Here is an 11,607-nt window from a genome sequence, read left to right as displayed (position 1 = left end):
GAAACAAGAAAAAATATTTCAATATGTATAGAAGTTTCCATATGAAAAGATAATAAGTTTAACAATGGTGATAAATTACAGATTTCTCTATCACCACCACCAACCAATAGATGAAAGTGAGGCAACACAAGATGAAAGCAACTGGTATTGTTCGTCGTATTGATGATTTAGGACGAGTTGTCATTCCTAAAGAAATTCGCAGAACCCTTCGAATCAGAGAAGGTGACCCATTAGAAATTTTCGTCGATCGTGATGGCGAAGTAATTTTGAAAAAGTATTCACCAATCAGTGAATTAAGTGATTTTGCAAAAGAATATGCAGAAGCATTATATGATAGTCTTGGAAACCCAGTATTAATATGTGATCGAGATACCTACATTGCAGTTGCAGGTGGATCCAAAAAGGATTATTTAAATAAAAGCATCAGTGATTTAGTGGAAAAGACAATGGAAGAACGTACTTCAACATTAGAAACGCAAAAGGGCCAATACGCTCTTGTTGATAGCATCGAAGAAGATATGCAATCTTATACAATTGGACCAATTGTTGCAAATGGTGACCCAATTGGAGCAGTAGTGATTTTCTCAAAAGAAGGCACTGTTGGAGAGGTTGAACGAAAAGCTGTCGAAACTGCAGCTGGATTCCTAGCAAGACAAATGGAGTCATAATCAAGCAACTAGGTATTATTTTTCAATCCCTCTTTGATTATTCATTACAGATTAGAAGACAGCTTTAGTGGCTGTCTTTTTTCAATGGAATAAAGATGGAAGCCGTTTCCATGTACTTTCACCCGAGCTAAAGATGGCTGTGCTATAATGGGTGGGAATGCCTTCTGAGGGTAGGCAAGGGTTAAACATACTAAGAAATATTAATAGGTGTAATATGAAGGTTAAATCAGACGATCTATCCAGGAATTTTCTACATGGTGCTTTTATTTTAACAGTGGCTGCATTAGTGACAAAAATTTTGAGTGCAGGATATCGAATTCCTTTTCAAAATATTGCAGGCGATATCGGTTTTTATATATACCAGCAAGTTTATCCGTTTTATGCAATTGCTCTTATTCTTTCTACATATGGGTTTCCTGTAGTAATTTCGAAAATCATAGCAGAAAATCAATCGAAATCCACCAGATTCGATATTAAGTCTTTTCTTTTATCTGCTTATATCATATTAGGGTTTATAGGATTCGGTATATTTATCATTCTTTATGCCGGTGCAGGTGGGATTGCAGGAGTGATGAGTGACCCCTCACTTGCTCCGTTGATTAGGATTATTTCATTTTCATTTTTGCTATTGCCAACCATTTCTGTTCTAAGGGGTTTTTATCAAGGAATGGGTGACATGCTGCCCACTGCCTATTCGCAAGTGGGTGAACAGCTTGTCAGGGTGTTCTGTATCCTGTTATTTTCATTTGTGTTATTTTCGCAAGGACGTTCGCTGTACGAGGTTGGTGCCGGTGCATTATTTGGTTCTCTTATCGGAGGACTGATGAGCATCTTAATCTTGTTGACTCTTTTTTGGTTTAGGAATGATTGGGCAAAACTATCTTATGAAGGCATAAAACTGAATTTCTTAACGACAGCAAAATTATTGGTCATACATGGTGTTTCTTTTTGCATTACGAATTTAGTTCTTGTCCTTATTCAATTGGTCGATGCTTTGGAGTTATACCCTTTGCTGCTTGATCATGGAATGAAAGAAAGTCATGCGAAACAATGGAAGGGTGTATTCGACAGGGGACAGCCTCTCATCCAGCTGGGGACTGTAGCGATTACTTCACTATCCTTGACACTCGTTCCTTTGATTTCACAATTTCGCCTCCAGAAAAAAGAGGAAGAGTTGAACCATTATGTCGAGCTTTCCCTCCGGATGAACCTAATGTTAGGTGCAGCTTCCACGGTAGGATTGATTTGTATCATCAAGCCTACAAACATTATGCTTTTTATGGATGATAAAGGCAGTACTGCCCTTGGTGTGTTGGCCATATCCATTTTGTTCTGTTCCATCTTTATGACCACCGCGTCAATCTTACAAAGTATGGGGCGGTCATATATAACCGTTACAGTAGTGATATCGGGGATTATCATAAAATGGATGTTGATGCATCTTTTTGTTCCCTCAATCGGGATATTAGGCGCTTCTTATTCTACAGTGCTATCATTTTTATGGATGACGTTCATATTGGCTATAGTTCTACGAAGAGAAATCAGAGTCAGTCTACTAAAGGCAAAAACGATTCTTTTGATAGGTACTGCTATTGTTTCTATGTCATTAGTTTTACTTCTTCATAGGTTTATCTTCACTGTTCTCATTGGTGATGAAATGGAGCGTGGTTTTGCGGCGTTGCAAGCTTTAACCGGTGTTCCTCTAGGGGCAGCGATATATATTTGGGTAATAATCCGTTTTGGACTATTTTCCAGACATGAATTAAGTTTATTACCTCTAGGAAGTAAACTCAGTAAACTTCTTCCTAATAAACGATCCTAAATTATGCTTTAAAATATATTTGCATGGAGATGAAAAAAATGGCGAGAAATATTACAATCGTTGGTTTGGGAGCAGGGGACCTGCTTCAACTTCCATTGGGAATTTATCGGAAACTAACCAACAGTTCTCATTGCTACGTACGCACATTAGACCATCCGGTCATAGTGGAACTGGAAAGCGAAGGGATGAAGTTCACAAGTTTTGACTCTGTATATGAAAAGCACGATACTTTTCCAAAAGTATATGAGGAAATCTCAGAAATCTTATTAGAAAGGTCTCAGACTGAGGATGTCATCTATGCTGTACCCGGTCACCCGATGGTTGCAGAACGTTCAGTGCAGCTCCTTTTAGAAAAAGGAGAAGATCGGGGCGTTCAAATCGCAATTGAAGGTGGGCAGAGCTTCTTAGACCCCTTGTTTCAATCCGTGAAAGTCGATCCAATTGAAGGCTTTCAATTATTAGATGGGACAGAGCTGAAACGAGATGAAATTGTTATGACTCAACATCTGATTATCGGACAGGTGTATGATGCTTTCATCGCTTCAGAGGTAAAGCTGACCCTTATGGAAAAATATCCTGATGACCATGGAGTGTTCCTAGTAACGGCAGCGGGAAGCTCCAAAGAACAGATCGTCCATGTTCCTCTTTTTGAATTGGACCATAATATGGAGCTTAGCAACTTGACGAGTGTTTACGTTCCACCTGTAAAAGAAGAGAAACATTTTTATAAAGAGTTTGCGAAGTTACGTGAAATCATTGCGGAGCTGAGAGGCCCAAATGGCTGCCCTTGGGATAAAAAGCAAACTCATAGCAGCCTAAAGAAGTATTTAATAGAAGAAGCTTATGAACTCATAGATGCGATTAATGAAGAAGACGATGAAGCGATGATAGGGGAATTGGGGGATGTACTATTGCAGGTCATGCTCCATGCCCAAATCGGGGAGGATGAAGGAATGTTCTCCATCTCTGATGTCATCGAGGGCATTTCAGCCAAAATGGTAAGAAGGCACCCTCATGTATTTGGAACAGTTCAGGTTGAAGATGAAAATGACGTTATTGCAAACTGGGAACAAATTAAGCAAAGAGAAAAAGGATCAGAAAAGGCATCATCTTTACTTGAAGGAGTAGAAAAATCATTGCCTAAGTTAATGATTGCGGCAGAATATCAGAAAAGAGCTGCAAAAGTAGGTTTTGATTGGGTTGAAGTTGCTCCAGCATGGGAAAAGGTAAAGGAAGAAATGAAGGAATTTGAAGAGGAAATGCGGAATAAAGAGGTAGAACATGTAAAGCTTGAGGCTGAACTAGGGGACATCTTTTTTGCTTTAGTAAATATTGCCCGTTATTATTCCATCCAGCCTGAAGAAGCCATTCATCGTACAAATGAAAAATTCTTAAAGAGATTTCGACATGTTGAACAAAGAGTGCAGGAAAGTGGAGAGCCTTTTGAAGCCTTCACGTTAGATGAATTAGATGCATTCTGGGATGAAGCGAAACAAAAAGGGTTGTAGTAAAGGAGAATACATATGAGATTAGATAAATTTCTAAAGGTTTCCAGATTAATTAAAAGAAGAACGTTGGCAAAGGAAGTTGCAGACAAAGGCAGAATCCAGATTAATGGTAAACCAGCGAAATCGAGTACAAGCGTAAAGGTTGGAGATGAAATGATCGTCCAGTTCGGTCAAAAGCTGGTTACGGTTCAAATCGAGAAGTTAATTGAAAGTACGAAAAAAGAAGACGCTGCAGATATGTATACAATAGTAAAGGAAGAAAGAATCCAAGAAGAAGGCTTGTTCTAAAAATTTTCCCTCACACATAAACTTGTACAAACTGTTTGTATTGTGGGGGAATGGAGAATGAGCCAATATTATGATACAGGACAAAATGCAGCAAAAGGCCCGGTTCAAGAGCATGATGTGGTCATGAGAGGCAGAAGACTATTGGACATCACTGGAGTTAGACAAGTAGAAAGCTTTGATAATGAAGAGTTTTTGCTTGAGACCAATATGGGTTTCTTATCCATTAGAGGTCAAAACCTTCAAATGAAAAACCTAGATGTCGATAAAGGTATTGTATCTATAAAAGGTAAAATTTTTGACCTTGTATACTTAGATGAGCAATCTGGGGAGAAGGCTAAAGGATTCTTTAGCAAGTTGTTCAAATGACACTCACCATCCAATTCTACACTTTAATATCTATGATCGCTATGGGCAGTTACTTCGGTGCTGCCTTGGATACTTATAATAGGTTCTTACAACGAAGCAAGCGTAAAAGGTGGATTGTATTCATCCATGATTTATTATTTTGGCTCGTTCAGGGTTTGATAATCTTTTATGTTTTATTCCTAGTAAATCAGGGGGAACTGCGCTTTTATCTTTTCCTTGCTTTGCTTTGCGGATTTGCAGCCTATCAAGCCCTATTCAAGAAGCTATATATGAGTGTTTTAGAATGGATGATTCAGTTTGTCATTTCTTTGTTTAAGTTACTGGTCAAAATCATTACCATATTATTAGTCCGTCCGATTATAGGTCTAATAAAAATAACTTATTTCCTGACAATCAAGATTTTAAAGGGTCTTTATACCCTTGTGAAGCTAATTTTCAGAGTCGTATTATCTATTATAAGGGTAGTCTTAAGACCTATATGGTGGATTTTGAAAATTATATGGAAACTATTGCCGAAATATGTTACAAAAAGAGTCGATAGGTTTTGTAAATATCTTGCAGGATTTTATAAGAAACTACAGAAAACTTTTATTAATAGGTTACAATGGATAAAGAATAAATGGAAAAAGGAGTGAGAAGATGGGAAGCCTACGAGAAAGAAAAGTCACCAAGATGGAAACCCCATATGTTAACCAGCAAATATCCAAAGTACAAGCATCCTCCAAAAAACGAAAAGGATTATTTAGACGTCTTGTATTTTTCGGCACTTTCGCGGTTGCTCTTTCAGTATTGGCAGTCTCCACTTTAATCTCACAAGCTGCAGTATTAGATGAAAAAGAAAAACAAAAAGCAACCTTGGAAAAAGAATTAACGAAGCTAGAAAAGAAGCAGACTCTTTTAGAAGAAGAGATCATTAAGCTTAATGATGATGAATATATTGCTAAAATTGCCAGAAGAGACTATTTTTTGTCTAATAAAGGAGAAATTATATTTAATCTTCCAAAATCAGATGAAGACTAGGACTCTTATTGACACTGTTTTTTTCCTACAGCTATAATATAGAGTAAGTATGATTTTTTGAATATTTAAGGAGGAACATTTTTTTTATGTCAATCGAAGTAGGCAGCAAGTTACAAGGAAAAGTAACAGGCATTACGAACTTTGGGGCGTTCGTTGAACTACCTGAAGGTCTAACAGGGCTTGTTCACATCAGTGAGGTTGCAGATAATTACGTAAAAGACATCAACGAGCATCTTAAGGTCGGCGACCAAGTTGAAGTGAAAGTCATCAATGTGGAGAAAGACGGTAAAATTGGTTTATCTATAAAGAAAGCCAAAGATCGTCCAGAACCACCACCACAACAACGCCCACGTCAAGGACAGGGTAGAGGAAATGATAATCGCTCACGAGATAACCGTTCAAAGGGTAACTTCCATACAAAAGAAACATTTGAACAAAAAATGTCTCGTTTCTTAAAAGATAGTGAAGATCGTATTTCTTCCCTTAAACGTAACACGGAAAGTAAAAGAGGCGGTAGAGGCGGCCGTCGCGGATAATGCTTGCTGCTGAAAAATAGATCGAGCAGTTTTTCCTATTACATTATAAATGATCAAAAGACAAGCTAACTGCTTGTCTTTTATGTTTTACGAAAGAGAGCAAGGATGTTTAATAAACAAATAAAACCCCATCAGATTCTCACCTGATGGGGTTTTATTAATAATAAGCTTTGACTGTCGCCTTTTCTGATGACCCGTACGGGATTCGAACCCGTGTTACCGCCGTGAAAGGGCGGTGTCTTAACCGCTTGACCAACGGGCCAATAAAATATGGTAGCGGCAGAGGGGATCGAACCCCCGACCTCACGGGTATGAACCGTACGCTCTAGCCAGCTGAGCTACGCCGCCAAATTAACTTACGCTCGAAGTTTAAAACCGTATGTCCTTATCTCAGAAAGCTAGTCCAAGAAGCGGTTCGAACGGACAACTCGAAGATTATTCATGAAGCGTCGCTCGTCGCTCTAGCCAGCTGAGCTACGCCGCCAAATAAAATTAGGATGTACCCTTAAAGAGCACAAGTTATATCTTACATACCACGATAGTTTTTGTCAACGTTATATTTTCGTTGAAAAGTAGTTTTTTTGTTTCATTATTTCTTTTTTATAGGTTGTTTCGTAAACTTTATTGCTTTTTTAGTAAACTTTATTTTAAAAGTCTGATTTGATAGTAGCGGAGGGCACTTGACTCTTGCGGGAAATAGAGGGAAGTGGGAGACCCCACAGGCGGTAACGCCGAGGAAGCTCCCACCCTCCCCCGCGGAAAGCAAGTACCTCTCGCTGCAATCAACGGACAAACTACACAACATAAAAATAACAATCTATACGAAATGAGCCTTTTTATATTTTTATTCCACCAATCGAACTCCTTTTTCTCCTATCATTTGCCAAATTTCTCCCTCGGAAATTTCGTATTAAGCACCAATCATGAAATTTAAGAACTAAATAAAGACTATTAATGTTCACTTTTGCCATTTTGGAAAGAATTCCGTCGAACGTTTTTCCATATGCCCCTCTATATTGCGACAAATTCCCACTATCATTCCTACTATAATAAAAAACAACTATTACTAGAGATGGGAGTGGTAGGTTTGGAAAAAGTAGAACGGAATCTAATAGAGCCAATGGCAGAAATTAACCTAAAAGAAGCTCGCGCAGATGCAACCAAGTGGGTTGGAACGGTCCAAAATAAAGTGGAAGAGTTTTTTGTGAAAAGGGGCTTTCTCCTAACCATTATTGGTTTTTTATTAGGACGAGCCTTAATTTTATCCCAACTTGCTCCTTTTGGCCTCCCGTTTTTCGCGGCAGTTTACTTAATGAGGAGAGATCGTGCTCCGCTAGCATTAATTGGATTAATAGCGGGAGCAGTAACGGTAGATTTTTCAAATGGGCTAGTCATGTTTGTTGGAGCAATACTGGTGATGTTGCTTTATAAAGTGAGAGGACCTTCGATAGTTAACCAAGTGCAAGTTATGTCATTGTATGTTTTCCTTTCACTTTCTCTCACCAATGTAGCGAAACAATACATTTTGTACAGAGATATTCAAATGTATGATGCAATGATGATTGCAGTTGAAAGCGGATTGGCACTTATTTTAACCCTAATTTTCATTCAATGCATCCCACTTCTCGCTATCCGTAAAAAAGTGACTTCCTTAAAAACGGAGGAAGTGGTCAGTGTCATTATTTTAATGGCTTCAATTATGACGGGAACAATCGGATGGACGTTTTATGACCTGTCATTCGAACATATACTTTCACGTTATCTTGTTTTGCTGTTTTCTTTGGCAGCAGGTGCAGCTATTGGATCTACAGTTGGTGTAGTGACCGGACTTATTTTTAGTCTCGCAAGTGTTGCGACACTTTACCAAATGAGTTTATTGGCTTTTTCAGGATTGTTAGGGGGATTGTTAAAAGAGGGGAAAAAGATTGGTGTTTCACTAGGCTTAATGATTGCCACTGTTCTAATTGGTCTTTATGGAGAAGGTAGTACCAATATCATGATTACAGTCTATGAATCCTGTGGTGCCATTGTCTTGTTTATGTTAACGCCTACCATTTTAATTGAAAAAATTGCGAGGCATATTCCAGGCACTGTGGAATATTCCAACGAACAACAGGTTTACATGAGAAAAATGAGAGATGTCACAGCTCAACGAGTTTCGCAGTTTTCCAATGTTTTTGAAGCTTTATCTAATAGTTTCTCACAAATGGATGAATGGTCCAAAAATGATGACGAGGATCGGGAATTTGATTATTTCTTAAGCAATGTTACTGAAAAAACGTGTCAGACCTGCTCAAAAAAGAATTACTGCTGGGCTAAGAATTTTAATGGTACCTATGATGGAATGAAGGAAATTATGATCCAGCTAGGGGATAATGGGGGGCAGATTTCTTCAAAAACGAATCGGGAATGGAACAAACAATGTATTAGAGGACAGAAAGTAATCGATGCCATTTCGCAGGAGCTAACTTTTTATCAAGCGAACCAAAAACTAAAGCGCCAAGTACAAGAAAGTAGAAGATTGGTAGCCGAACAATTACGCGGTGTTTCAGAGGTCATGGAGGACTTTGCAAAAGAAATACAAAGAGAACGAAAAAACCACCACTTACAGGAGGAACAAATCTTAGAAGCTATTCAGGATTTCGGTATTCAAATCGGAAATGTTGAAATATACAGTCTTGAACAAGGAAATGTAGATATAGATATGTCAATCCCATTTTGCCAAGGAAGGGGAGAATGCGAGAAACTGGTTGCTCCAATGCTATCAGATATTCTAGGGGAAACGATTGTTGTTCAATCTGAGGAGTGCGCAGCCTTTCCAAATGGTTTCTGTCATGTGAATTTTAAATCTGCGAAACGTTTTGTAGTGGAAACAGGAATCGCACATGCTGCAAAAGGAGGAGGGTTTGTTTCAGGGGACAGCCATACCACGATGGAGTTAGGGAACGGTAAATATGCAATCGCAATTAGCGACGGGATGGGGAATGGAGAACGCGCCCATGTTGAAAGTATGGAAACATTACAGCTGTTACAAAAAATACTGATGTCAGGAATCGAGGAGAAAATCGCAATTAAATCAGTCAATTCCGTTTTGTCTTTAAGGACGACGGATGAAATCTTTTCAACACTTGACCTAGCCATGGTCGACTTACAGGATGCTAAGGTTAAATTTCTGAAGATTTGCTCAATTCCTAGTTTCATTAAACGCGGGGATAAAATCATGAAAATTGAATCTAGTAATCTACCGATGGGAATCATGAGAGAGTTTGATGTGGATGTCGTTTCTGAGCAGTTGAAGGCAGAAGACTTACTAATTATGATGAGCGATGGAATCTTTGAAGGACCTAACCATGTGGAAAACGTGGAGTATTGGTTAAAGAGAAAAATAAAGGATCTTGAAACGAATGAACCTCAAGCAGTGGCAGATCTTATCTTGGAGGAAGTGATACGTACAAAAGGGGAAATTGATGATGACATGACCATTGTTGTCGCGAAAATCAAACACAATACCCCAAAATGGTCTTCTATATCTGTCAGCGGAGGTAAGAAAACCAAAAGCAAAAAATTAGCTATTTAAATCAAGAAAACTAGTATAAATTCCCTCCAACAAGTCGAAGATGGTAACAGAATAATAGTGGAGGGGAGATTTTATGAAAAAAAGTACATTGCGTCAAATTTTACTGATTACTGATGGATGCTCGAACCAAGGAGCAGATCCTGCCGCTATGGCAGCACTGGCAAGAGAGCAAGGATTAACGGTAAATGTCATAGGTGTGATGGAGAAGGATGTTATTGATGAAAAAGGTATGCAAGAGATCGAAGCTATAGCCTCTTCTGGAGGGGGAGTTAGCCAGGTGGTCTACTCCGAACAATTATCGCAGACAGTGCAAATGGTTACCAGAAAAGCAATGACTCAAACCATACAGGGAGTGGTGAATAAAGAACTCCAACAAATTCTAGGGCGTTCTACCTCAATAGAGGAGCTTCCTCCTGAAAAAAGAGGGGAAGTAATGGAAGTGGTCGATGAGTTAGGTGAGACTTCTGATTTAGAGGTATTGATCCTCGTTGATACAAGTGCAAGCATGAAACATAAGCTTCCTACTGTGAAAGAATCTCTTTTAGATTTGTCATTAAGCCTAAATGCTAGAATTGGGAACAATAAATTTTCCGTGTTTGTATTTCCCGGGAAACATGATGATGTCGAAAAATTGCTAGACTGGACTCCGAAACTGGAATCCTTATCAAAAATTTTTCCGAAACTATCTACTGGGGGGATTACCCCAACAGGTCCTGCCATCCAGGAAGCGCTTCATTATTTCGGCAAAAAACATTCTTTAAGGGGATTGTTATCTAATGATGATGAACAATACTATGAGGAATCAGTGTAACATTTCGCCGGGTAGCATCATCCATGGGAAGTGGAAAAAAGGTCAGTATAAGGTCTTAAAGGAACTCGGATACGGTGCGAACGGCATCGTATATCTCGCTGAAAAAGACAGGCAATTAGTAGCTTTGAAAATCAGCGATAACAGTGCGAGTATCACGTCTGAAATGAATATTCTCAAATCCTTCTCAAAGGTCCAGGGATCAGCCCTTGGACCTTCTTTTATAGAAGCTGATGATTGGGTGCGCAATGGTAAGATTTTACCTTTCTATGTAATGGAATACATTCAAGGAGAAAGCTTCCTCCCTTTCATACAAAAAAAGGGTCATGGTTGGACTGGAGTCCTGATGTTACAACTTCTTGCCAGCCTAGATGAACTACATTCCAATGGATGGATCTTTGGGGACATAAAACCAGAAAATCTAATTGTGACCCAGCCGCATTCTAAAATTCGATGCGTTGACGTCGGAGGGACCACCATTATCGGGAGATCAGTTAAAGAGTTTACAGAATTTTTTGACAGGGGATATTGGGGTCTTGGTTCTCGTAAGGCGGAACCGAGTTATGATTTATTTGCAGTGGCGATGGTTATGATTAATTCGGCCTATCCAAATCGGTTTCAAAAGGGAAGCGATAACCTTCCCATGCTTATGAATGCAGTTGATAGAAAGACTGAATTACATCCCTATAAAGATATTCTGGAAAGTGCATTGAGAGGAAGATATACACGAGCTTCTGACATGAGAAAAGACCTTTTTAACACCCTTAATAACCAATCTAGACCTAAAAAATCTATCTCAAAACCAAAGCCAGCACATGCGAATGGAAGTGCTACGCGAATCCAACAGAAACAGGTGCGACGTAAGAGCACAGGATACATCGAAACGTTCGTCATTTTGCTCGTCGTATCATTTCTTTATGCTTTGTACATTTATATGCAGATTCTAAGCTGAAACATTGGTAAATCATATAGGATAAAGTAAAATGAGTAAAAGAAAAATTAATTGAAACCTTT

Annotated in this window: 11 protein-coding genes and 2 tRNA genes; 11 read left to right on the top strand and 2 right to left on the bottom strand. The window is 38.8% G+C overall.

The genetic code is table 11. The features are described 5' to 3' along the window. The first annotated feature begins 131 nt into the window (after positions 1-131). The 8 genes from spoVT (at position 132) to G3O09_RS18355 (ending at position 6,208) form a co-directional block, all read left to right on the top strand. The gene (spoVT, locus tag G3O09_RS18390) at positions 132-668 is read left to right on the top strand and encodes a stage V sporulation protein T (RefSeq protein ID WP_163102905.1); all 537 of its coding nucleotides are present in this window, start codon (positions 132-134) and stop codon (positions 666-668) included. A gap of 214 nt (positions 669-882) precedes the next feature. Further along, positions 883-2,490 (top strand): putative polysaccharide biosynthesis protein, encoded by a 1,608-nt coding sequence (locus tag G3O09_RS18385; protein ID WP_163102904.1) that lies wholly within the window; start codon positions 883-885, stop codon positions 2,488-2,490. 38 nt (positions 2,491-2,528) lie between these two features. Further along, positions 2,529-3,998, top strand: coding sequence for a bifunctional methyltransferase/pyrophosphohydrolase YabN (gene yabN / locus G3O09_RS18380; protein ID WP_163102903.1), 1,470 nt, complete (start codon positions 2,529-2,531; stop codon positions 3,996-3,998). Positions 3,999-4,013: 15 nt separating this feature from the next. Continuing rightward, complete coding sequence (locus G3O09_RS18375) at positions 4,014-4,286, top strand: RNA-binding S4 domain-containing protein (RefSeq protein WP_163102902.1); 273 nt, start codon at positions 4,014-4,016, stop codon at positions 4,284-4,286. Positions 4,287-4,343: 57 nt separating this feature from the next. Next, positions 4,344-4,652, top strand: coding sequence for a sporulation protein YabP (gene yabP / locus G3O09_RS18370; protein WP_163102901.1), 309 nt, complete (start codon positions 4,344-4,346; stop codon positions 4,650-4,652). Next, a complete protein-coding gene (gene yabQ / locus G3O09_RS18365) occupies positions 4,649-5,287 on the top strand; it encodes a spore cortex biosynthesis protein YabQ (RefSeq protein WP_163102900.1) in 639 nt (212 codons plus the stop codon). Before yabP ends, yabQ begins: the two co-directional genes overlap by 4 nt. A gap of 4 nt (positions 5,288-5,291) precedes the next feature. Continuing rightward, on the top strand, positions 5,292-5,672 hold the full coding sequence (locus G3O09_RS18360) for an FtsB family cell division protein (protein WP_163102899.1): 381 nt from the start codon (positions 5,292-5,294) through the stop codon (positions 5,670-5,672). Positions 5,673-5,758: 86 nt separating this feature from the next. After that, a complete protein-coding gene (locus tag G3O09_RS18355; protein ID WP_163102898.1) occupies positions 5,759-6,208 on the top strand; it encodes a S1 domain-containing RNA-binding protein in 450 nt (149 codons plus the stop codon). A gap of 190 nt (positions 6,209-6,398) precedes the next feature. Here the strand turns inward: G3O09_RS18355 and G3O09_RS18350 are convergent. Both G3O09_RS18350 and G3O09_RS18345 read right to left on the bottom strand, forming a co-directional pair. Continuing rightward, positions 6,399-6,470, bottom strand: a tRNA-Glu gene (locus G3O09_RS18350). 9 nt (positions 6,471-6,479) lie between these two features. Then, positions 6,480-6,556, bottom strand: a tRNA-Met gene (locus tag G3O09_RS18345). A gap of 739 nt (positions 6,557-7,295) precedes the next feature. Here G3O09_RS18345 and spoIIE point away from each other — a divergent pair. From spoIIE to G3O09_RS18330, 3 genes are all read left to right on the top strand, one after another. Next, on the top strand, positions 7,296-9,785 hold the full coding sequence (spoIIE, locus tag G3O09_RS18340) for a stage II sporulation protein E (RefSeq protein ID WP_163102897.1): 2,490 nt from the start codon (positions 7,296-7,298) through the stop codon (positions 9,783-9,785). A 73-nt stretch (positions 9,786-9,858) separates the two neighbouring features. Next, positions 9,859-10,596 (top strand): VWA domain-containing protein, encoded by a 738-nt coding sequence (locus G3O09_RS18335; protein WP_163102896.1) that lies wholly within the window; start codon positions 9,859-9,861, stop codon positions 10,594-10,596. Then, positions 10,562-11,545, top strand: a complete 984-nt coding sequence (locus tag G3O09_RS18330) for a protein kinase domain-containing protein (RefSeq protein ID WP_338048421.1) — start codon at positions 10,562-10,564, stop codon at positions 11,543-11,545. The genes G3O09_RS18335 and G3O09_RS18330 overlap by 35 nt, the downstream gene beginning before the upstream one ends. Positions 11,546-11,607 lie beyond the last annotated feature (62 nt).

This window comes from Peribacillus alkalitolerans, assembly GCF_010882125.1.
GTDB classification, from domain to species: domain Bacteria; phylum Bacillota; class Bacilli; order Bacillales; family DSM-1321; genus Bacillus_BN; species Bacillus_BN alkalitolerans.
The sequence above is the reverse complement of the archived record's forward strand: the minus strand, read 5'-3'. Positions and strand labels throughout refer to the sequence as shown.